Below are 22,421 nucleotides of genomic sequence, written 5' to 3'. Positions count from 1 at the left end.
ATGTTGAAGGATACACGGATCGTACTGGGGGTCACCGGGGGCATTGCCGCGTACAAGGCGGTGGAGCTGCTGCGCCTTTTGACCAAGGCCGGTGCCCGGGTGCACGTGGTCATGACCCGCTCGGCCCAGGAATTCGTCACCCCCCTGACCTTCCAGACCCTCTCGGCCAACCCGGTGCACAGCGAGCTGTTCAACCTGATCGCCGAGCAGGAGATCGGCCACATCTCCCTGGCCGATCGGGCCGACCTGTTCGTCATCGCCCCGGCCACGGCCAACGTGATCGGCAAGATCGCGGGCGGCATCGCCGACGACCTGCTCACCACCACCGTCATGGCCACCAAAGCCCCGGTTCTGATCGCCCCGGCCATGAACGTCAACATGTACACCAACCCGATCTACCGTGAAAACGAGGAAAAGCTGCGCCGGCTCGGCTACCTCTTCGTGGCGCCCGAAACCGGCGCCCTGGCCTGCGGCTGGGAAGGGGAGGGGAAGCTGGCGGCGCCGGAGACGATCTTCGAGGCGGTGGTGGCGACGCTCAGGCCCGGGGACCTGGCGGGGCAGACCGTCATGGTCACGGCCGGCCCGACCCGGGAGGAGATCGACCCGGTCCGCTTCATCAGCAACCACTCGTCGGGCAGGATGGGCTATGCCGTGGCTCGGGCCGCCCGGCAGCGCGGCGCGCGGGTGATCCTGGTCAGCGGCCCCACCGGCCTTGCCGCCCCGGCGGGGGTGGAGCGGATCTGCGTGGAGAGCGCCCGCGAGATGCAGGCGGCGGTGATGGGGCACGTCAGGGAATGCACGGTGGTCGTCAAGGCCGCGGCGGTGGCCGACTACCGGCCGGCCGAGCGCAAGGGGGGCAAGATCAAGAAGCAGGCGGCCGAGCTGACCCTGACGCTGGTCAAAAACCCGGATATCTTGGCCGAGCTGGGCAGCCTGAAGAAACGCCCGTTTCTGGTGGGCTTCGCCGCGGAGACCACCCGCCTGGAGGAGTACGCCGCCCGAAAGCTCGCGGAAAAGAACCTGGACATGATCGTGGCCAACGATGTCAGCCAGGGGGATGCCGGCTTCCATGTGGACACCAACCGGGCGCTCTTCCTCTTCAGGGACGGCTCCCGCCAGGAGTGTCCCCTCATGTCCAAGGATGAACTGGCCAACCGCATCCTGGACCAGATCGCCTCACGTCTCCCAGCCCCGCGCCGGTAGGTCCGCGCCACTCACCCCCGGTGCAACCCCTTCAGCAGCTCCGGCTTGTGCAGCGCCTGCCGCAGTTTGTGCTTCAGCAGGTCCACCTGCTCCAGGCCATCGGCCTTGGAGATCCGCCCATTCTTATAGAGGAGTCGCAGGTTCTTGCGCAGGGCATCCGCCGCCGCCAGCGCCTTTTCCCCGGTCGGGTCCGTCAGCAGGCAGTCCGATTCTTCGGGATGGCGCAGGAAGTCGAAGACCGCCTCCTCGGTCAGGGTCATGTATTCGTCCCGATCGCTCTCCGCCAGGGTGTAGCGGGAGTTCTCCGACAGGGTCCGCATGACCTTCTGCCATTTTTCCAGCCGCGACAGGAGCATGATGGAGTTGAAGATGCGTTTGTTGGTGCCGAAGGAGAAGATGGTGTTGGTCAGCACGCTGCGCAGCATGGCGTCGTTGGCCCGCTGGTCGGAGGTGCAGATCTCCCGTGCCCGCTCCCAGACCGCCTTGTCGGCGAAGGTCTCGAAGCGCATCTCCCAGTAGGTGTGCTTCATGGTTACCGAGGCGAATGAGCGCATGATCTTGTAGGGGACGAAATAGTTGTGGGCAATGCCGTCCGCCGCCAGGTGGGAGAGGTAGCCGTAGGCGCAGGCCTTTTCGCCGTCGCTGTGGGCCGCCTGCAGCACCTTTTGACCGATGCGCCAGCGGTGGCAGTTGAGCAGGTAGTGGGTATATTTCTTCCCCACGATGATGTCGGCGGCGATGCAGCCGTAGAGATAGTCGCGGGGATATGCCGCCAGGACCGCCCCGATGGCGGGGGGCAGGGTGTCGAGGGCGGACAGCACGCTCAGGCCCGCCTGGAGATGGATTCCGCCGCCCCAGGCGTGGGCCGCGTCGGGGACGAGCACGCCGCAGATGGTCAGCAACAGCACGAATGGAAACATGGTCTCTTTCGCTTTGACATGGCTTTGAAGGAACTGGTACAGTCCTGAGAGTATACCACGATAATACTGCCCCGGAATGGGGAATGATACAACTCAAGGGATAATTGATGGCTCAATCGTTCAAGACAGTGGCGGCATCGTCCCTGCGGGAATACCTGCTGGCCGTTCAGGAAAGCGGTCTGGACGGGCTCCCCGTTGCCGCGCCTTCTGCCCCGGCATCGCAAGCGGCGGCGGCGCAACAGGCGGCAGTACCCCCGCAGAGGGCAGTGGTCCCACCGGCAGCGGCGGAGACCGGGGAGCCGCCCCACGATCAGAAACACGAATCCCTGGAAAGAATCAGGAAAAGCCTGGGCGACTGCCAACGCTGCAAACTGGCGAAAGGGAGGCAGAACCTGGTGTTTGGCGTGGGCAATCCCCAGGCGCGGCTGGTGTTTGTGGGAGAGGGGCCGGGGGGGGACGAGGACCGGCAGGGGGAACCGTTCGTGGGCGAGGCCGGGCAGGTCCTGAACCGTATCATCACCGCCATGGGACTCAAACGGGAGGACGTGTACATCTGCAACGTGGTCAAGTGCCGCCCGCCCAACAATCGGGACCCGGAGGCGGACGAGATTGCCGCCTGCGCCCCGTTCCTCCTGCGCCAGCTGCAGTCGGTCCAGCCCGAAGTGGTCGTGGCGCTGGGCAGGTTCGCCGCCCAGACCCTGCTGGGCACCAAGGAGGCAATCTCGAAGCTGCGCGGCAAGTTCCGCGATTATCACGGCGTGCCGGTCATGCCGACCTATCACCCCTCCTACCTGCTGCGCAACCGGGGGGATTCGGGGCCCTTCTGGGAGGTGTGGGAGGATATGACCCAGGTGCTGCGGCTCCTGAAGCTGCCGGTGCCGGAGAAGTCGAGAAAACGGTGAGTGCGGCCGGGCCCCGGCACCAGCCGCACTACCGCGGGATTGCTCCCCAGGTAAGCCACGGGACACGAGCAGGCTGTTTTTCAACAACCTCCTAGAGGCCGTACCACCTCCTGACCACAAAGACCCCCTGCCGCTTCCCCGGTGCCGGCCAGGCATCCAGCGGCCGGCGGGTCCGCATGATCTCCATCAGCCGTTGTTCCAGCGGTGTCTCCACCACCCCGCCATTGCCGGGCCTGCCGCACTCCAGGCGGCTTTCGATGGCCGTATCCCGGTCCAGGACGATGATCACATGGCCGTTCCAGACGATAAGGTCGAGCGGCTGCACCTTCTCGGCGATCTCCCGGGCACTTTTCCCCTCCACGGCCACCCCGGCGCCGTAGGCGACCAGCCGGGAGGTGTTGCGGGGCGTCCACCCGTTGGTGGCTTGATAGAGCAGTCCCGAGCAGTCCAGCCCGGCCAGGGTGATGCGCCGTCTGGCCCGGTCGTCCAGGGGCGCTTCGGCGGGATAGAGCGTGCCGAGCAGGGCGTGTGCTCCTTCCCGGAGGTTGCCGCCCCACACGTAGGGGGCGCCGACGGCCTCCCGGAGCGTGGCGGTGATCCGTTCCCGGGGCGGCAGGGCCCGGACGCGCGCCGGGGGCTCTTCGTCGCGCGGCTCGATGAAGCGGCTGTCCACATAGAGCGGGATGCCGGCCGGGGCGGGGTAGTCGTCGGTCTCCACCCGGTAGACGGCCCCCCCGGTCCCGGGGATCGTTTCCCGCACCCTGAAGACGGTCCCCGGCAGGGCGATGAACTCCATCTCCCGCACCTGGCCGCAGCGGTCGGTCTTCAGTGACTTGCCGTCCGCCCCTCCGAAGATGCGGCTGAAGGCCGGACTGTTCAGCACCGGCGCCGCGCTGCGGGCCACACCATAGGGGGCCGCCCCGCAGATGCCGCTCCAGCCGAGAAGCGCCGCCAGGATGACGGGAAGCGGGCGCATCATGCCCTCCCTCCCCTGCTGCTCAGGGCCTGCCGGATCAACTCCTTCTGGGCGGCGGTGAGGCGCGGCGCCGAGAGCAGGTCCCGCAGCGTGCCGGGGGGGAGCGCCGGCAGGAACAGGGTGAACCAGATGACCGGGGTGCGGGGATTCTTGAGGATCGCCAGGCGGATATTGGGTTTGTTTTTCCAGCGGCCGCTCCGGGCGATCAGGGAGATGGTTTCGGCGTTCGACATCGCGGAGGTTATGAACTGGTGAACCGCCCCCTCCTTCAGGTGCGGGTTGTCCAGACAGGCCTCCACCACCGGCGGCACCCCCTCCCGCAGGAGCGCCTCCACAATCGTCGCGGTTCCCCGCCGGGCCAGGGTGAGCTTGTTGCCCAGCGGCTGGGCGGGCAGGCGCTGGATGACGATGCGCTCGGCGGAAAGGCGCTGGTCGGGAGGCACGGCCGGTATGGTGCAGAGCTTGATGAGGTCGAAGATGTACAGTTGGGGCAGCAGGCTGCCGGCGATGTGCGCGGGGGCATCGGGGTGGCTGGCCAGGGCGAATTTGAGCGGGTAGCTCTCGCCGAAACGCCTGCCGGCAGAGAGGGAGGTGAAGACCTCTTCGGGCAGACCGCGGCGTTTCAGCAGGGCCAGCAGGTGGTTCTCGTCGAGGGCGCGGTTGCGCAGGGCCGCCAGCAGGACCTCTCCGTCGGCCACCTGCATGATCTCGAACAACTCGTCCTTGTCGGCCGCAAGAACCCGCTGGAGGTCGTGTGACAGTTTTTGATCGATATCCGCAATTTTTGCAGACTGGTTCATGGTGGCGGCACTCTCCCGTGGGACGTTCCGGAGCGGCTTTTTCCGGGCGGTTCGCCCTTGTTGCGCGCTCCTGTACCGGATAATGATACTGCAAACAGCCTGCCAGAGAAACAGCTTATCACAGCCTCCCCTGCATCCCACACATGCGGTTGCGCCGGAGGCAGCTTCGTGGTACAGATGGGACCAGGGAAAATGTCCCGGAGCAGGGGGCAAGCAGGCATCCGGTTTGCACGCGCTGGATATGTTTCCGCATACGTCCGGGGGCGGCCCGGGCAGAGAGGCGGCAGAAAAGGTGCCCTTTGGCGTAAGTATCTTTCCGGCGCTGCCGGAGATAAGCGACGAGGAGCTTGCGGCGATCGGCGCGATCCTGCAGGGGCGGCGCGGATTCAGCCTGGCCGTGTACAAGGACACCTGCATGAAGCGGCGGGTGGCCATCAGGATCCGTTCCACGCGGAGCAGCGATGCCGCCGCCTATTGCGGCCTGCTGAGCCGGAGCGACCAGGAACTCGACCTGCTCCAGAAATCGCTCACCATCCATGTCAGCCAGTTTTTCCGCAACCGTTCCGTGTTCGAGAAACTGCGCCGGGAGGTCATCCCGGAGTTTTTCGCTTCCCGGGCCGATGGGCCGGACGAACCGCTCCGCCTCTGGAGCCTCGGCTGCGCCGGCGGGGAGGAACCGTACAGCCTGGCGATCATGCTGCGGGAGTTTTTCGGCAGGGAGATCCGCCATGGGCGAGTGTCGCTCATGGCGACCGACATCGACGAAAAAACCCTCCAGGCCGCCCGGGCGGCCGAATATGACGAGGGACGGTTCAAGGAAATGCCGGTCGATCTGCGGGAACGGTATTTCCGCCGGAACGGGCGGCTGTTCCGCCTGATTCCCGAGATTCGGGACATGGTGACCTTTCGGCGGGGCGATATCTGCAATCTGGAAGAGTACGTGCCCAGCGACCTGGTTTTCTGCCGCAACACCCTGATCTATTTCGCGCGTCCCGAACAGGAGAGAATCCTCAACGGGATCGCGGATGCTCTCAGGCCGGGCGGTATACTCGTGCTGGGCAAATCCGAGGTTCTGACCGGCTCCTCGCGCGGCCGTTTCGCGCCGGTGTGCCGCGTCGAACGGATCTATCGGCGGATGCCATGAATTGATCGGAGGCGGAGGGGCGTTATGAGGATTCCCATAGGTTACAAATTTATCCTCGGATTCATCGTGGTCGTGGCGGCGGTGGCCTTCAGCCCCCGGTTGGTCGCCCTCCTCGGGTATTCTCCCGAGATATCCGGCATCCTGGGATATGCCATGGCGCTGACCCTGGGGCTCATCCTGGGGTGGCTCTTTTCCAGGGGGTTTACGGCCAATATCAGCCGCCTGACCGAATCGGCCGAATCCATCGGCCGGGGCGACCTGACCCGGGCGGTGGACATGCCTCCCACCCGGCTGCCGGACGAAACCCATGAACTGGCCGACCTGATCAATTTGATGCTCCAGAACCTGCGCGACCTGGTGGGGCACATCAAAAAGGCCTCGGGCAAACTCAGCAATTCCGCCCGGGAGATCAACGCCAACGCCCTGGAAATCAGCGCCTCCACCGAAGAGGTCGCCCAGGCCATCGAGCAGATCTCCCGCGGCGCCGAAACCCAGGCCGAGATGGTGGAAAAGACCTCGAAGACCATTCGCGAGACGGCCGTCTCCATCGAACTGGTCGCCTCGCGCGCCAAGGAAACCGCCAAGGCGGCCCGGGAGACGAGCCTTACCGCCCAGCACGGCGGCACCCTGGCCACCGACTCCCTGGAACGGATGAAAGACTTTTTCGACTGCCAGGAACAGATCGGCCGGCAGTTCGACGTGTTCAGTTCCAAGCTGCAGAAGGTGGGCAGGATCGCCGATTTCATCGCCGACGTGGCCCGCCAGACCAACCTTTTGGCCCTGAACGCCTCCATCGAGGCGGCCCGGGCGGGGGAGTACGGCAAAGGCTTCGCCGTGGTGGCGGACGAGGTGCGCAAGCTTGCCGACGGGTCGGCCCAATCGGCGGCGGATATCAACGAGATGATCGAAAGCCTGAAGGAAGAAAGCCGGCGGGTGCACGAGATCATCCAGGAAAGTTCCCGCACCATCCGGGAGGGGAAGAAAAACATCGACGTCACCGCCACGGCCTTTCAGGAGATCCTCACCACCGTCCTGGAGACCGAACGGCGGGCCAACAGCATCGCCGATCTTTCCCAGATGCAGATGGACGGCTCGGGCAGGATGGTCAGGGCGGTGGACGAGATCGCCAAGGTGGCCGACGACAATGCCGCCGCCACCGAACAGGTCTCGGCCGCCACCGAAGAGCAGTTGGCCGCCATGCAGGATATGGCGCTGGCCACCAATGAACTGGCGAAACTGGCGGAAGGGCTGCTGCTGGTGGTGGAACGCTTCAGGGTCGAACCCGGCGAACCGGATCAGGCATGACCCGGGACCACCACGGATACCTCCTGTTCACGCTGCAGGGGCGGCGGTTCGCCGTCAACCTGCTGCAGGTGGCCGAGGTCGACGAGCCGCCGCCCACCTGGCCCATCCCCGGCGCGGCCCCCTGTTATGCCGGTGCCATGAACTTCCACGACACCATTGTGGCGGTCATGGATCTGGCCGCCTTCCTGGGACTGCCCAGTTGCCACGACCTGGAAAAGGTGATCGTGGCCGCTCCCCGCATCGCCTCGCTGGCTTTCCTGGTGGAGCGGGTCATCAGGATTGCGCCGCCGGAACAGGCCACCCTGGGCGAAGCGCCGGACGAACCCTGCGCCAGCGCCCTGCTCCATCTGCCCGAAGGCGAATGCGTCCTGCTCGATGTGGCCGCCATTGCGCAGCGGGCTGCGGAAACCATAAATCTTTAACAGGCTGTTGAAAAACTCAGGTTGTTCAAAAATAGTCAGATCGTCGCACCCGCAGAAGGTCCCGCGGAGGCCCTCACCCGGCCTTTGGCCACCCTCTCCCAGAGGGAGAGGGTAACGGTATCCCTTCTCCCTTTGGGAGAAGGATAGGATGAGGGGCGCTACGCCGCACAAAAGGACCTTCGAGGACGAAGGCCTGATGGCTGTTTTTCAACAACCTACTTAAAGGTATGAGTATGACAGACGATTCACGCAAACTCCCCCCCCAGAGCCTGGAAGCGGAGATGTCCATCCTGGGCGCGATCCTGATCGACAACGACGCCGTCAACCGCGCGCTGGAGGTCATCGGGGCGGACGACTTCTACCGCGAAAGCCACCGCAAGATATTCAAGGCCATGATACGCCTCTCGGACCTGCGTGAGCCGTGCGACCTGATCACCATGACCGACATGCTCAGGAAAGAGGGGGAGCTGGAGGAGGTGGGAGGGGCGGCCTACCTGGCGACCTTGGTGGACTATGTCCCCACGGCGGCCAATGTCAGCTATTACTGCAAGCTGGTGAAGGAAAAGTCCGTCAACCGCAAGCTGATCTCCGTGGCTACCGAGATCGCCACCCGCGGCTACGACGGGCAAACGGACGTCAACGAACTTCTGGACATGGCCCAGAAAGACCTGTACGAGATCTCCGAGAACAAGCTCAGGCCCCAGTACGTGCCGGTGCAGGAGATCATCAAGGATACCTTCAAGATCCTCCAGACCCTGCACGACCGCAAGGAACACGTCACCGGCGTTCCCACCGGCTACACGGACCTGGACAACATGACCGCCGGCTTCCAGCCGGGCGACCTGATCATCGTCGCCGCCCGCCCCTCCATGGGCAAGACCACCCTGGCGCTCAATATCGCCCAGTATGCCAGCGCCGAAGCCAAGAAAAAGACCCCTTCGGTGATCTTCTCCCTGGAGATGGGCAAGGAACAGCTGGTGATGCGCTTCTTCGCCTCCATCGCCCGGGTCGATTCCGGCAAGATGCGCACCGGCCATTTCCAGGATTCGGATTGGCCCCGGCTGCAGCGGGCCGCCAGCATCCTGTACGACTCCAAGATCTTCATCGACGACACCCCGGCCATCAGCGTGCTGGAGCTGCGCTCCAAGGCGCGGCGCCTGAAGCGCGAGCACGACATCGGCCTGATCATCGTTGACTACCTGCAGCTCATGCGGGGCAGCCCCAACGTGGAATCGCGCCAGCAGGAGATCTCGGACATCTCCCGTTCGCTCAAGGCCCTGGCCAAGGAACTGAACGTGCCGGTGGTGGCCCTCTCCCAGCTCAACCGCAGCCTGGAGAGCCGCGGCGACAAGCGCCCCATGATGAGCGACCTGCGCGAGTCGGGGGCCATCGAGCAGGACGCCGACGTCATCATGTTCGTCTACCGCGAGTCGGTCTACTGTGAACACTGCCGCAAGCGGGACGGCTCCTGCACCCAGAACCACGACCGGAACGCCGAAGTCATCATCGGCAAGCAGCGTAACGGCGCCATCGGCACGGTGGAACTGGTATTCCTCGGCGAGCATACCCGGTTTGAGAACAAAAGCGACCGCCCCGACGCGTGATGCCGTTTCCCGGTATCCCTTTCGAGACGGCAGACGTGCGTTGCGACTCCAGGAGGGCAGCATGACAGAGTTGGTGAAAAAAGGGTCCCTGGGCCATATCCTCTCGTCTTCACGGATCATCAGCGAGTCGGATATCATCAGCGCCCTGGAAGAGCAGAAACGTTCCGGCACCCGCTTCGGCGAGGCGCTGGTCCACCTGGGGGTCGTCACCCAGGAGGACATCGACTGGGCGCTCTCCAATCAGTTGGACCTTCCCTACATCCGCCTGAAAAAGGAGATGATCGACCCGGAGGCCGTTGCCCTCGTGCCGGCGGAGGTGGCCCGGGCCTACAACCTCATCCCCCTGATCTGCGCCGGCGGCGAACTGAGCGTCGCCGTCGCCGATCCGCTCAACCGGGCGGCGGTCGAAGCGGTGGAGGCCCGCACCGGCCTGCGGGTCAACCTGTCCGTGGCGCTGATCCGGGAGATCCGCCAGATGATCGACGCGTGGTACGGCCCGGCGGGCCAGGAACGCCTGGGCTTCAGCTCCGCCGCCTTTTCCGGCAAGGCCCTCGAGGCCATCAACGGCGATGTCGGCGGCGACACGCTGCTCAACTACCTGCTGGTGTTCATCGTCCAGAACCGCCTCTCGTCCCTCTCCCTGCAACCCCTGGGCGACGAGGTGGCCATCACCGGGAAGCGGGGGGGATCACCCGCCCCATCGGCACCCTGGCGCCCAACTACTACCCCGACGTTATCCTCCGGCTGCGCCGGAACGCCGCTATCGGCCCCCTGGCCGAGCGCAGCGCCACCGGCCTGCTCCCCTTTACCTACCAAGCCCGCCCCATGGCCTTTCAGGTGGCGGTCATGCAGGGGGTGGGGGGCGACTACGTGACCCTGCGCACCCATGTCAGGGCCGACGTCCCCCGCGGGTGGCCGAACTGCACCTGCCGGCAGCCCAGGAGGCCGCCTTCAACCTGCTGGCCCAGGCACGACAGGGCATTACCTTTTTCGCCTCGCGCAACAGCCGGGAGCGGTGCCGCTTCATGGATCTCATGCTGGAGGAGGCGGATACCGCCGGAAAGAACGTCATCATCCTGGGGGAGGGGCCGGGCCGGATGAACAAGCGCTTTCCGCGCATCCCCCTGCCCCGTGCCGAGGCGGACCGGGCCCGGCTGATCATGGACGCCCTGGACCATGACCCGGACGTGCTGGTGGTGGAGGATGCCACCGAGGGGATGCCCTTCGCCGCCGCCTGCCGCGCCGCCATGCGCGGCAAACTGGTGCTGGCCGGCCTGGAGATCCGCGGCACCCGCAATGTCCTGCGGCACCTCCTGCTCTACCAGCAGAAAACCCCCTTCCCGCCGGGGGTCGTCAACGGCCTGGTTTCCTTCAGGGGAATCCAGATCCTCTGCCCCGCGTGCCGGACCCACTATACCCCGCCCCAGGAGGAACAGGCCGCCATGCGTCTGGCCGAGCCCCCGGCAGGTTTTTACCGTACCAGCGGCTGCGACGAGTGTGGCCATAGCGGGTTCAGCGCGCGGCGCTTCCTGGTGGACGCGCTGGTTTTCGACAAGGAATTCGTTCGGGTTTTCGAGCAGTCGCCGGATGTGGCGGCCCTGGACAACTACCTGCGCCTGGCGGATTATCACGGCAGCGACCAGGAGGGGCTGCGGCTTTTGCAGGAGGGGCAGGTGTCGCCGGAAGAGTATATCGCCTCGGTAGTACTCTAAGAGGTTGTTGAAAAACAGCCATCAGGCCTTCGTCCTCGAAGGCCCTCTTGTGCGGCGTAGCGCCCCTCATCCTATCCTTCTCCCAAAGGGAGAAGGGATACCGTTACCCTCTCCCTCTGGGAGAGGGTGGCCAAAGGCCGGGTGAGGGCCTCCGCAGGGCTTGTCTCGCGGGTGCGACGATCTGACTATTTTTGAACAACCTGAATTTTTCAACAGCTTGGTAATACCGATTCCAAACCAAGACGTTGTCTCCGTGGGAAGAGTGGAGGTATCCCAACATGGCAAAGATCGATGCGCTTTTCAGGATGATGAGGGAGCAGGGGGCGTCCGACCTGCACCTTTCCACCGGGAATCCGCCTATTTTCCGCCTGCACGGCGAGATGGTGCGGCTCAACTTCAAGAGCCTGTCGGATGAGGAGCTCCGGGAGGTCCTGTTCGAGATCCTGGACGAAAAGCAGCGCGCCCAGTTCGAGGCCACCAAGGACCTGGATTTCGCCTACGCCGTGCCTGACCTGGCCCGGTTCCGCGGCAATATCTTCATGCAGCACCGGGGCATCGCCGGCGTGTTCCGCATCATCCCCAGCAAGATCCTCTCGGCCGACGACCTCCACCTGCCGGAGGGGGTGCGGCGCATGACCAACTTCAAGAAGGGGCTGGTGCTGGTGACCGGGCCGACCGGCTCCGGCAAATCCACCACCCTGGCGGCCATGATCGACCTGATCAACTCCACCCGCAAGGAGCACATCCTGACCCTGGAAGACCCGCTGGAGTTCATCCACGAGAACAAGCTGTCGCTGTTGAACCAGCGCCAGATCGGGGAACATACGGAGAGCTTCGCCTCGGCCCTGCGCGCGGCCCTGCGCGAGGACCCGGACATCATCCTGGTGGGGGAGATGCGCGACCTGACCACCATCTCCCTGGCCATGAGCGCCGCGGAGACCGGCCACCTGGTGTTCGGCACCCTGCATACCAATACCGCGGCCAAGACCATCGACCGCATTATCGACGTCTTCCCCACGGACCAGCAGGAGCAGGTGCGCGCCATGCTGTCCGAATCCCTCAAGGGAGTGGTCTGCCAGCAATTGCTCAAAACCGCCGACGGCAAGGGGCGCACTGCGGCCCTGGAGATCATGATCGGCACCCCGGCCATCGGCAACCTGATCCGGGAGGGGAAAACCTTTCAGATCCCGTCCATCATCCAGACCGCCAAAAAGGACGGCATGCAGCTCATGGACCAGCACCTGCTGGACCTGCTCAAGACCAAGCAGATCAACCCGGATGAGGCCTATCGCTGCTCCATCGACAAGAAGCAGTTCGAACAGTACCTCCCTGCCCAACAGGGGGGGCACCGGCCATGCCGGGGCATTGAGGGAAGGCTCCGCGCCGGGAGGGGAGAGCATGGAGCAAGAGTGCACCTTTCAGGAGCTTTTGGCAGCATCCCCGGTCATGCTGGCCGAAGGGGCGGTCATCGAACGCCTGCGGCGCATGCCCGGCATCCGGTTGGACGAGCAGGTGGTCAACTCGGCACTGATCTACGACGACCACGGGCGGGCAGCCCTGGCGGGGATCTGCCGCCAGTATCTGGGAATCGGCCGCAGCTACGGCCTGCCGCTGCTGCTCTCCACCCCCACCTGGCGTGCCGGCCGCGAGCGCATCGCCGTCGCCGGGCTGGCCGGGCGCGACCTGAACGGCGACAACTTTCGTTTTCTGGACGCCCTGCGCCGGGAACAGGGGGATTACGGCAAGAGCGTGATCATCGGCGGCCTGATGAGCTGCAAGGGTGATGCCTACCGGCCGGAAGAGGCCCTGAGCGCCCCCGAGGCGCGCGCCTTCCACGCCTGGCAGGCCGAGGCCCTGGCCGCTGCCGGGGTCGATCTGCTGCTGGCCGCCACCCTGCCGGCCCTGAGCGAGGCCGTCGGTTTGGCCCAGGCCCAGGCGGCCACCGGGCTCCCCTATCTGGTCAGCTTCGTGGCCCGCCCGGAAGGGACCCTGCTGGACGGCACGCCGCTCAAGGAGGCGATCGCGGCCATCGACAGCCAGGCCGCGCCGCCGCCCCTGGCCTACCTGATCAACTGCACCCACGCCTCGGTCTTCCGCCGCGCCGTCACCCATGAACGCACCTCGTCGCCGCTGGTGAGGGAGCGGGTGATCGGTCTTTTGGCCAACACCGCCGCCCTGAGCCCGGAAGAGCTGGACAACAGCACCGAGCTGGTGGAGGAGGCGCCGGAGATCTTCGGCGCGGCGGTGGCCGCCCTGCACGGGGATCTGGGCATGAAGGTGCTGGGTGGGTGCTGCGGCACGGACGGGCGGCACATCGATTCCCTGGCGCGGCGCCTCGCCGCCCGCCTGCCATCATCGGGGAGGGGCGCATGACCGCGGTTGCAACAACGCTGCGTCCCGGCCGCTACCGGCACTACAAGGGGAACGAGTACCAGGTGATCGCCAGCGCCCGCCACAGCGAGACCGAGGAGGAGATGGTGGTCTACCGCCAGTTGTACGGCGACCGCTCCCTGTGGGTCCGGCCCCTGACCATGTTCCTGGAGAAGGTTTCGGTGGAGGGGCGGCAGGTGCCGAGATTCGAATGGATAGGGGAAATGTGAAAGTTGGACGTGCAAATTTCCCCGACACCACATACAGACGATAGCCAACGGCTGGATGCCGTGGCCGAATTATTATCCTGAACCACCCCATGAGGTATCCGTGGCACTCATCACCCTTCGCGACATAACCCTGGCCTTCGGCGGGCCACCGCTCTTCGACGGCATCAACCTCCAGATCGAGCCGGGGGACCGGCTCTGCCTGCTGGGACGCAACGGCACCGGCAAATCGACGCTGCTCAAGCTGATCGGCGGCGAACTTCCCCTGGAGGGGGGCGAGATCCAGCGCCAGCAGGGGCTCAGGGTCGCCCTGGTCTCCCAGGATGTGCCCCAGGGGACCGACGGTACGGTCTTCGACGTGGTGGCCTCGGGCATGGGCAATACGGCCGAACTGCTGGCCGCCTACCACCGGGTCGCCCATCGCCTCTCCCAGGAGGGGGGCGAGGCGCTCCTGGCCGAACTGGAGGAGTTGCAGCACAAGCTGGAGGAGAGCGGCGGCTGGAGTCTGCATCAGGAGGTGGAGCGGGTGCTGAACCGGCTGCAACTGGACGCCGAGGCCGCTTTCTCCGCCCTTTCCGGCGGTACCAAACGCCGGGTGCTGCTGGCACGGGCGCTCATCGCGGCGCCGGACATCCTGCTTCTGGACGAGCCGACCAACCACCTGGACATCGACACCATCCTCTGGCTGGAGGAGTTCCTGCTGCGCCAGGTCAAGACCCTGGTCTTCGTGACCCACGACCGGGCCTTTGCCCGGCGCCTGGCCAACCGGGTGGCGGAGTTGGACCGGGGGCGCATCTATGCCTTCAACTGCGGCTACGACGAGTTCGTGGAGCGTCGGGAGGCGCTGCTTCTGGCCGAGGTCACCCGCCAGGCCCTGTTCGATAAGAAACTGGCCCAGGAAGAAGCCTGGATCAGGCAGGGGATCAAGGCCCGCCGGACCCGAAACGAGGGGCGGGTGCGGGCCCTGAAGAGCCTGCGGGAGGAGTACCGCCAGCGCCGGGAACGCCAGGGCACGGCCAAGATCCAGCTCCAGGAGGCGGAGCGTTCCGGCCGCCTGGTGGCGGAGGTGGAGCACGTCTCCTTTGCCTATGGCGGCCGCCCCATCATCGCCGACCTGACCACCACCATCATGCGTGGGGACCGGGTGGGGATCATCGGCCCCAACGGTTCGGGCAAGACCACCCTGCTGCGCCTGCTGCTGGGGGAACTGACGCCGGACCGGGGTGCGGTCAAGGCGGGCAGCCGCCTGGAGATCGTCTATTTCGACCAGATGCGGGAACAGCTCGACCCGGACAAAAGCGTGCAGGAGAACGTGGGGGAGGGAAACGACACCCTGGTGATCAACGGCAAAAGCCGCCACATCATCGGCTACCTCCAGGACTTTCTGTTCTCCCCCGAACGGGCGCGCAGCCCGGTCTCGATCCTCTCCGGCGGCGAACGCAACCGGCTGCTGTTGGCCAAGCTGTTCACCAGGCCCTCCAACGTGCTGGTGATGGACGAGCCGACCAACGACCTGGACGCCGAGACCCTGGACCTGCTGGAAGATCTGCTGCTCGAGTACTCCGGGACCCTGCTGCTGGTGAGCCACGACCGGGAATTTCTCAACAACGTGGTGGGGAGTACGCTGGTGCTCACCGGCGACGGCACGGTCCGGGAATACGTGGGGGGCTACGACGACTGGCTGCGCCAGGCCGCCGCCGAGGCACCCGCGGCCCCGGCTGTGCCCAAACCGGCCCAGGAAAAGGGGCGTCCCCCGAAGGAACGCCCCCGCAAGCTCTCCTTCAAGGAGGAGCGGGAGTTGGCCGCCCTGCCGGACCGCATCGCCGCCCTTGAGGAGGAGCAGGGGCGGCTGCACGCCACCCTGGCCGATCCCGGCTTCTACAAGTCGGCCGGTGCCGAGGTGGCCGCCATCAATACCCGGCTTGAGGAGCTGGAACGGGAGTTGACCGCAGCCTACGCCCGCTGGGAAGAGCTGGAAGCCATCTGCTAGAACGCACGAAATCCTGAACGATGAGGAAACGATGAAAGTCACGGAAAAACAACTCAAGGCCCGCTGTAGCGAACTGAACCTGGGGCCGCTCAAGGACACGGCCTTTGGCCTGAAGATCGAACGCACCTCGCGGGGGTACACCTGCAGCCTGGTATACCGGGACAGCACGCCGCCCGAAATCCTGATCGCCGATGCCAGTGCCGCGGAAGCCGACGCCTGCATCTCCGGCGTGGCAACCACCTCCACGGTCTACAAGGCCATCCAGGGGACCATCAAGCCGGAATTCGTGCCCCAGGAGGTGTTCGTCAAACAGCATGGCGAGCGCTGCCCCAAGTGCGGCTCCCGGGACATCAACCCGGGCCACATCACCTCGGCCAAGGGGGAACTGATCCAGTGGCACGCCTGCGGCCGCTGCGCCACGACCTGGCACAGCCTCTACCGGTTGACCGGGTATGAACTGCCGGTGGCCCTGGGGGATGGGGCGGCACCCTGACCGGGGGGCGGGACCCGATGCCTATGAACGCTGCCGGACAGTATCCCAGCCGCTATGTCGTCGGCATGAAGGTCGAGGTCGGCATCCCCCTGCCGAACGCCCGGGTGTTCCGCGACTGGGCCATCGTCAATGAAATGGACGAGGACCTGGTTTCCCTGCAACTCTCCCGCGACATGCTGCCGGAGGGGGTCAGCCTGCGCGTCGGGCAACTGCTCACCATCCGCAGCGAAAGCGACGGGCAGGCCTGCTCCTGCCGCGCCTTCATCGTCAGCAAGGGGTACGAGCAGGACCTGCTGCTGCGCCTCACCGGCGAGATCGTCTCCGACGAGCTGCGGGAGTTCTACCGGATCGACGCCTTTCTTCCCATTAAATTCCATCCGCTGCACGACCAGGACCCCGCCACGGTGAAGAAACAGTGGGAGGAACGGCAGAAGGAGCGCCGGGAGGAAGAGCGCGTCCGGGAACTGAGGCGGTGGGAGGCCCGGCGCGAAAGGGTCCGGGCCGAGGAGCGGGCTAGGGAGCGGCTGCTGGATGATGCCGTTTTCGACGGGGCCGCCGGGCCCTTCGTCCCGTTCGAGCGCCGGGAGGAGCCGGAAGATAATGCCTATTACGAGTCCTGGGGCTCCGTCACCTCGGTCGCGATCAATATCAGCGCCGGCGGCCTGAAGGTCCTGACCGACCGGGAATTTACCCCGGACGAACTCCTGCTGCTGGAGATTTTCGTGCCGTCGTCGCGCTCCATCGTGGACATTGTGGCGCGGGTGGTCTTCTCCAATCGCAACGCCGTCGTGGGCGGCGAGCGGAACTGCTGCAACACCGGCATGCAGTTCGTGTTCATCGACGAGCGCACCCGTTTTGCCATCAACCGGCACGTGAGCGGCGTGCAGATACAACGGATACGCCAATTCAAGGGTTTTGCCGACGTGGAGCCCCTGAACGTCGATACCCGCATACCGGACAAGCATTACGCCTATACCGGCGGGGTTGACGCCGGCGACGCCCCCGAGCGGACCACCAGGCGGAAAATGATGCAGCATTGTGCTCTCGGCCTGCTTCTGCTCGCCATTGCCGGCCTGCTCTGGCTCTATTTTTCCGGATACGCGGCCGGCCACCCCAAAAACCAGATCCAGGACCTGTTCGAAAATGGGCTCAAAGGTTTTGGGGGGCACTGGATGCGGCGGGAGTAACTCCCCGGAGCGTCACTGAAACATCCCGCTGGACAGAGTTTCATCCCCTCTGATACAGTAGCCACCCTGCTTAGTTTTAGGCTCAACTATTGTGGCCTTGAGTGTGATTTTGCCGGCTTCGAATTCCTTGATTTCCTCAATCCTCTTCACTAATTCCTCAAAAAGATTGCGTTTCTTTTTCACTAATTTGTCCTCGTATTCGCAGCTTGTAAGTATTCAGGTCTCTCGGTAACGTCGCTCAATCTGCCAGGGAAGTGCTAATTTGCGCTACAGCCGCCTTCGCTGGAGCGTCCACCGCCGACGGAACCCAATTACTCCTCCTCCACATTCCGGCTCTCTCTCCAAGAGTTTTCCTTGCCAATCGGGCATCGCCCATTTTCCATATCGGGAATACGGTCTAGTGCATGGGGGAGCACATATGTGTCAAACATAGCATAAACGCTCCCTAGACTGCGCATCCTATGTTATCATATTACCGTCGTATTTATAAGGAACGGAGACCAGCATGTTTTTGTTTTCGGATGTCTTCCTAGTGAGGGCACTTGAGGCCCTCCCCTGGGAGGCAAATTATGTCGAGAAGTCGCAAGAGGTACCCCTGTAACAAGGATGGAAAAAGACGGAACAAGTCTGCCAAGCAGACGGCAAACCGTAAAATTAGACGGAGTACTCGATGGAAGTGGACTGATATTCCGGATGGTGGTTTCTACCGTCAGATTTATTGCTCATATGATATTTATGATTACCGTACTGTTTGGACATTCCGCGAGAGCATTGAGTTTCATCAATCCAAGTATGACAAGTGCGCGGGCAAGTACGGCGTGGAAGTTGCCGAGCGCCGCTATAACAAGGACTGGCTTGAGTTGTACCGTGCTTGGGCTCGTTTTTATCTGTGGAAATAGTGGCCCATTGCTGCATTAGCAGTAATGGGGTTAGTCAGGCCAGCATGCAAGTTGGCGACTGGCGGCGGCCAAAAATAATGGGAGGTTGAGGGATCTCAAGCCTTCCCCCCTTTCGCAGGCCCCCGTGTTACCGAAATGGGGGAGGCAAGTTTATAGATATAGAAACTTTTTTAATGGTATCGATTGAATGAAGTTTATAGATATATAAACTAAAAGTTTATACATTTATAAACAGTTTATACATGTATAAATATTATAACTGGTGATCATAGAGTTAAAAACTTTAAGGATATACAATGGGACAAGGTAAAAAAGCAGAACTTATCGGACGAGAGGAGAATTGTCTCGTCTATGCTACGATAATAAAAAATGCTAAAGAAATCAAAAACGTAGCATGTAAGGTATATTTTCCTGAAAGGATCCATGAGAAACCATATCTGCTTTTCAAACCAAGTAGGACTGATGCCGCTAGGATGACCGGTCTGTTTAATGGAACATTCAAAGCCGACATCATAGGCATTGATAAAGAAATACAGACCACTATGATGGCCCCTGAGGTCTATTTCTCAGAAAACTCAACCAAGTATTGGGGAAGCGACATATCTGAATCCACTATACTTGGAGAACCGCAAAATCTGCACATAATCGACCACTTAAAGAACCATGATAAGCCCGATAGAACACATGTAGAATTCTGGGTCAGTCCGAATTCCTTTATTACTCCGTTCATAAGTCAGACATCATCCTACACTGGGGCAATAACGCAAAAACGAATAGAAAAATGCGAATTCACCATTAAAGGTGGAACCGTTCTCAAGTTCGATAAGCATTTTAAATCAAAAACACTTAAAAACAATGATCTGATACAGTGGTCCCATCTTGTTGCGCGTTTCGAAACAGACATGCCAGCAGTTGAGTTGGTCACTATCAAGAATGAACTTCTCGAAGATATCGATGATTTCCTACTTCTTGTTTCAGTTGCTTCACGGAGACTAACGGCATGTTTAGGTTGGACTGCACACGATAAGTATTCGATTACCAAGTTATATCGGGGAAACTACTCGTTTCCAGATGTTCACAAGGAAGTTAATTCAAACGACGTGGTTGTGGACATTCGAGACTTCAAAAGTTTCATGAAATGCTGTTATCCAGTCTTTCAAGATTACGAAAACAAATTGGCTCTTCGCAATGCTCTGCACTCTGCGATCCCATCTGATCTACACTCTTTAGAGACCTCATATCTTTCAATGTTTGCAGGGCTTGAAACACTGATTCTCGATTTCAGGAGAAGAGAGGGTGCTGAATTAGTTTTATCTCCAGGCCAGTTTAAGCATTTACGTAACTATCTGAAAAAATGCATTAAACAATCAACAAAACCAGAACTGACGGTAGCCCAACAGGAGTCTATCTGCAACAAACTCGGTGAATTGAATCGAGTATCATTGAGGGAAGCATTCGAGAGTTTCTGTAAGAAGTACACGATTTATCTCACAGATTTATGGCCTGTATTTGGAGAGAACGATGCAGTTGGTCTCGTTGATATTCGGAACAAACTCATTCATGGAGACCCGCTTGATCATGATGTATTTGGAACACTCATCATAGCAAGAGAGCATTTGAAGTATACTCTGGAAAGAGTGTTAATGAGGATTTTGAATTGGAATCTTGCGAAATCCAAGGTCAGTCCAGAGTACCTTGCCATATACGGGTTCGGAATGAAAGATCTACAGACGGAGCAAAAAAAGTTGTCAAAGTATATTCATGGCTGATTGCCTTAAATTTGGAGAAAATAAAAAGGGGCAACACTCTGTTTTACAAAACATTTAGGCGATATATGGTTCTAACAAGGCTTAGGACCTGCCCGCAAACCCGGCAGGTCAAAGCCAAGCCCGTTGAGCAGAAGCTAAGTATGGAGAAATGATGGCGAATCAACAGCGAAAGAAAATAGAGCCGCAGGTAGAGACACAAGTCCTTGTTGAATGCAGGCGAAGGTGCTGCTTGTGCGTTTTTCTTGAAGGGAATACCAACGTTAAGAATGGTCAAATAGCACACATTGACGGTAATCGTGCAAACAACAAGAAGCAGAATCTAGTTTGGCTGTGCTTGGAACACCATAACCAATACGATTCAAGAACAAGCCAAACTAAAAACATTACTGCATACGAAGTCAAACATTACAGAGACAATCTCCTTGGGGTTGTGCAAAAACAAGATCTACAAATAGCATTCCCCTCCACAAATGGCTCTTCATGCGAAAATAAAGTTCAATACAACTCGTCTGGTTACCTTGTTGGGAGTATTTTTGAGGCCTACGATCGCGAACTAGCTAACTTGGAGAAGCATAACCGTCCAAATGGGATAAAGCTAAAGAACCTTGCAAAAATTGCTGCTATTGAAGAGGGTGATTTTTTTGCAGCTCGACAGGCTTTCCTCGCACTCCTGCGGCTAGGTGGCGAGTGTGAAACAAGTGGTAGGCAGCGAACTGGCATCTCTGATTCAGTTCAAACTGCATCTGTAATTTCCGCAGCTGAAGATGTCTTAACGTATTTCGCGAGCACCGATTTCAGCCTTTTTTTGGGCGCGATTCATGAAGCCAGAGAAATAGCTATAAAGGGAGATTCATCTTTTCCAGATTTTGACCCATCGGCGTCTGGCCCCTCTCCCATGTTTTACCCGTTAGGTCAGGTTCTTTGTCGCCTTGGCCGCAGACTTATAGACCCAAAAGAGAAAACATACAGCAAGCTTATCGGTGAGGCCCTTAAAGATTTGGCATTATCTGCCGCGATGCTTCTACATATACAAAATCTGACACTGCCGGCACCGCCAGAGGTTAGATGGATAAACATTGGCGGTGAGCGCGTCGTGCCAGATGGTGAGGATAAACGCCTTGAACCATTTATTTGGATTGCAAGTCGTATTGCCTATCTCCCTGAGCCTGCATATGAAGCCGCATTGCAAGGATTTAGATTCATTCTTGCAACCGGGAATGTGCTTGTAAATAAGAAGGATGGTTATTCTGCTGATAGAATGATCCAGCTTTTAAGAAGATGGATGGTTTTCCCAGGTCACGCCCTTATCTGTCTATCTGTAAAGGCGAAAAAGGACATAAAGCCTGTAGAAGATTGCATAAATGAAATTAAGCAAGTTGGAGCTAGTGTGACAGCTGATGCGCTGGCATTTGTTGCCAAGGAAAGAGAATTAGCACTACGTCCCAATACGGCATAGTGCTCAACAAGGCTTACGACCTGCCCGAAAACCCGGCAGGTCAAAGCCATGCCCGTTGTGCAGGAAATTTAAAATCAAGAAAGGAATCAGGATGTCGCTGTGGGGTAAGATTGAGAAGTGGCATTACAGGAGTAAATTATACGCGTTAGCTTTCATAGGATTTGTTATCGTCGTTGCTGCCATTGGTTTTTATGTGAAAACTTTTGGAACAGCAATATTTGAAGATCAAGAAATATGGGGCCAATTCGGCGATTTCCTTGGTGGTACGACGAATCCAATTCTAGCATTTCTGACATTCCTTGGTGTTCTTTGGACAATTTCTATAACTTACGAACAGTTTAATAACCAGAAGTCAAGACAGGATGCAGAAGATACTGATAAAAGGTCGTTGTTCTTTTTCGAACAAGCTAAGTTGGGGCTCGAAGAAGTTTATGACATGCTAAAAGATCAAAACAATGACAGAGTAACTTGGATAAGAGCTGCGAGAGACCTTCTCCGAGCTAGAAATCTTGGGGAATCCATAACGGTTAAAGAATATCAAGTGGCATATCGACTAACAGAGGAGAAAATCCGCCATAAACTTTATTTGGCGCTATCAATTTACGATCCCAAGACTCATAACCGAAACCCATTACCACCTCAATTCTTCTACGGAGTACAGAATTGGGACGTTGTAAGGCCGTTGGACGATGTAGCTAAGGAAGTGTCACAAACAACAAATGTCTACGGAATCTCAATTGACCAAACCACGCCTCAATCAAACATTGTGCCACTTGCAGCAAAATCAGTCATAGCGATTTACGACTTCCTGGAATATCCAGCCGATTACGATGATCCTCTAAAAACCGTAGAGAACTGGGGTGACAACTGGGAAGATAGTCACGGAGCCCACGAGGGCGCAAAACGTTTTGTATACCATGTTACTCATAATACTGCCATCGGCGGGAAACTGTTTCCTGTCAATAAGAAGTAGAGATTGCTCAACTTGAATCAAATGATGCCCAACCACTCGGCGGCACTCGGTCTCCGCTACGCTTCGCCG

General features: G+C 60.3%; 20 protein-coding genes and 1 pseudogene. 17 read left to right on the top strand and 4 right to left on the bottom strand.

The window, feature by feature from the left end; all coding sequences use genetic code 11:
* On the top strand, positions 1 to 1,203 hold the full coding sequence (gene coaBC / locus FO488_RS17315; RefSeq protein ID WP_149211702.1) for a bifunctional phosphopantothenoylcysteine decarboxylase/phosphopantothenate--cysteine ligase CoaBC: 1,203 nt from the start codon (positions 1 to 3) through the stop codon (positions 1,201 to 1,203).
* Between the two features lie 11 nt (positions 1,204 to 1,214).
* Here coaBC and FO488_RS17310 read toward each other — a convergent pair whose 3' ends face one another.
* On the bottom strand, positions 1,215 to 2,123 hold the full coding sequence (locus FO488_RS17310; protein ID WP_149211701.1) for a zinc dependent phospholipase C family protein: 909 nt from the start codon (positions 2,121 to 2,123) through the stop codon (positions 1,215 to 1,217).
* 107 nt (positions 2,124 to 2,230) lie between these two features.
* Here FO488_RS17310 and FO488_RS17305 point away from each other — a divergent pair, with 107 nt between their 5' ends.
* Complete coding sequence (locus FO488_RS17305) at positions 2,231 to 3,025, top strand: uracil-DNA glycosylase (RefSeq protein ID WP_149211700.1); 795 nt, start codon at positions 2,231 to 2,233, stop codon at positions 3,023 to 3,025.
* Between the two features lie 91 nt (positions 3,026 to 3,116).
* Here FO488_RS17305 and FO488_RS17300 read toward each other — a convergent pair whose 3' ends face one another.
* Together FO488_RS17300 and FO488_RS17295 are read right to left on the bottom strand one after the other, a co-directional pair.
* Positions 3,117 to 4,004 (bottom strand): NlpC/P60 family protein, encoded by an 888-nt coding sequence (locus tag FO488_RS17300; protein ID WP_149211699.1) that lies wholly within the window; start codon positions 4,002 to 4,004, stop codon positions 3,117 to 3,119.
* Complete coding sequence (locus tag FO488_RS17295; RefSeq protein ID WP_149211698.1) at positions 4,001 to 4,801, bottom strand: hypothetical protein; 801 nt, start codon at positions 4,799 to 4,801, stop codon at positions 4,001 to 4,003. The genes FO488_RS17300 and FO488_RS17295 overlap by 4 nt, the downstream gene beginning before the upstream one ends.
* 241 nt (positions 4,802 to 5,042) lie before the next feature.
* On the opposite strand from FO488_RS17295, the gene FO488_RS17290 reads away from it, so the two are divergent.
* The 12 genes and pseudogenes from FO488_RS17290 to FO488_RS17235 all read left to right on the top strand — a co-directional run bounded on the left by FO488_RS17290 (position 5,043) and on the right by FO488_RS17235 (position 17,255).
* Complete coding sequence (locus FO488_RS17290; protein WP_149211697.1) at positions 5,043 to 5,945, top strand: protein-glutamate O-methyltransferase CheR; 903 nt, start codon at positions 5,043 to 5,045, stop codon at positions 5,943 to 5,945.
* A 24-nt stretch (positions 5,946 to 5,969) separates the two neighbouring features.
* Positions 5,970 to 7,250, top strand: a complete 1,281-nt coding sequence (locus FO488_RS17285; protein WP_149211696.1) for a methyl-accepting chemotaxis protein — start codon at positions 5,970 to 5,972, stop codon at positions 7,248 to 7,250.
* Positions 7,247 to 7,672 (top strand): chemotaxis protein CheW, encoded by a 426-nt coding sequence (locus FO488_RS17280; RefSeq protein ID WP_149211695.1) that lies wholly within the window; start codon positions 7,247 to 7,249, stop codon positions 7,670 to 7,672. The genes FO488_RS17285 and FO488_RS17280 overlap by 4 nt, the downstream gene beginning before the upstream one ends.
* 233 nt (positions 7,673 to 7,905) lie before the next feature.
* Positions 7,906 to 9,276, top strand: a complete 1,371-nt coding sequence (gene dnaB / locus FO488_RS17275; RefSeq protein ID WP_149211694.1) for a replicative DNA helicase — start codon at positions 7,906 to 7,908, stop codon at positions 9,274 to 9,276.
* 61 nt (positions 9,277 to 9,337) lie between these two features.
* Positions 9,338 to 10,150 (top strand): hypothetical protein, encoded by an 813-nt coding sequence (locus tag FO488_RS17270; RefSeq protein ID WP_149211693.1) that lies wholly within the window; start codon positions 9,338 to 9,340, stop codon positions 10,148 to 10,150.
* Between the two features lie 37 nt (positions 10,151 to 10,187).
* Complete coding sequence (locus FO488_RS17265; protein WP_149211692.1) at positions 10,188 to 10,988, top strand: hypothetical protein; 801 nt, start codon at positions 10,188 to 10,190, stop codon at positions 10,986 to 10,988.
* Between the two features lie 278 nt (positions 10,989 to 11,266).
* A pseudogene (locus tag FO488_RS17260) lies at positions 11,267 to 12,322 on the top strand (type IV pilus twitching motility protein PilT); the annotation flags it as partial.
* Positions 12,267 to 13,361 (top strand): homocysteine S-methyltransferase family protein, encoded by a 1,095-nt coding sequence (locus FO488_RS17255; protein WP_370514289.1) that lies wholly within the window; start codon positions 12,267 to 12,269, stop codon positions 13,359 to 13,361. The pseudogene FO488_RS17260 and the gene FO488_RS17255, both read left to right, overlap by 56 nt.
* Positions 13,358 to 13,588, top strand: a complete 231-nt coding sequence (locus FO488_RS17250; protein WP_149211690.1) for a DUF1653 domain-containing protein — start codon at positions 13,358 to 13,360, stop codon at positions 13,586 to 13,588. The genes FO488_RS17255 and FO488_RS17250 overlap by 4 nt, the downstream gene beginning before the upstream one ends.
* 100 nt (positions 13,589 to 13,688) lie before the next feature.
* The gene (locus tag FO488_RS17245) at positions 13,689 to 15,575 is read left to right on the top strand and encodes an ATP-binding cassette domain-containing protein (RefSeq protein ID WP_149211689.1); all 1,887 of its coding nucleotides are present in this window, start codon (positions 13,689 to 13,691) and stop codon (positions 15,573 to 15,575) included.
* A gap of 31 nt (positions 15,576 to 15,606) precedes the next feature.
* Entirely contained in the window at positions 15,607 to 16,068 is a 462-nt protein-coding gene (locus FO488_RS17240; protein ID WP_149211688.1) for a hypothetical protein, read from the top strand.
* A gap of 23 nt (positions 16,069 to 16,091) precedes the next feature.
* The gene (locus tag FO488_RS17235; RefSeq protein WP_168206083.1) at positions 16,092 to 17,255 is read left to right on the top strand and encodes a PilZ-like domain-containing protein; all 1,164 of its coding nucleotides are present in this window, start codon (positions 16,092 to 16,094) and stop codon (positions 17,253 to 17,255) included.
* A 12-nt stretch (positions 17,256 to 17,267) separates the two neighbouring features.
* Here FO488_RS17235 and FO488_RS19540 read toward each other — a convergent pair whose 3' ends face one another.
* Positions 17,268 to 17,438: a hypothetical protein gene (locus FO488_RS19540; protein WP_168206082.1), complete on the bottom strand. Its 171-nt coding sequence runs from the start codon at positions 17,436 to 17,438 to the stop codon at positions 17,268 to 17,270.
* Between the two features lie 1,012 nt (positions 17,439 to 18,450).
* Here FO488_RS19540 and FO488_RS17230 point away from each other — a divergent pair.
* The 3 genes from FO488_RS17230 to FO488_RS17220 all read left to right on the top strand — a co-directional run bounded on the left by FO488_RS17230 (position 18,451) and on the right by FO488_RS17220 (position 22,352).
* Positions 18,451 to 19,923, top strand: a complete 1,473-nt coding sequence (locus FO488_RS17230; protein ID WP_149211686.1) for a hypothetical protein — start codon at positions 18,451 to 18,453, stop codon at positions 19,921 to 19,923.
* A gap of 334 nt (positions 19,924 to 20,257) precedes the next feature.
* Positions 20,258 to 21,379 (top strand): hypothetical protein, encoded by a 1,122-nt coding sequence (locus FO488_RS17225; RefSeq protein WP_149211685.1) that lies wholly within the window; start codon positions 20,258 to 20,260, stop codon positions 21,377 to 21,379.
* Between the two features lie 91 nt (positions 21,380 to 21,470).
* A complete protein-coding gene (locus FO488_RS17220) occupies positions 21,471 to 22,352 on the top strand; it encodes a hypothetical protein (protein WP_149211684.1) in 882 nt (293 codons plus the stop codon).
* The last annotated feature ends 69 nt before the right edge of the window (positions 22,353 to 22,421 follow it).

This window comes from Geobacter sp. FeAm09, assembly GCF_008330225.1.
Classification (GTDB): domain Bacteria; phylum Desulfobacterota; class Desulfuromonadia; order Geobacterales; family Pseudopelobacteraceae; genus Oryzomonas.
Note: the sequence above shows the minus strand (reverse complement) of the source record. Positions and strands in the feature narration are given on the sequence as shown.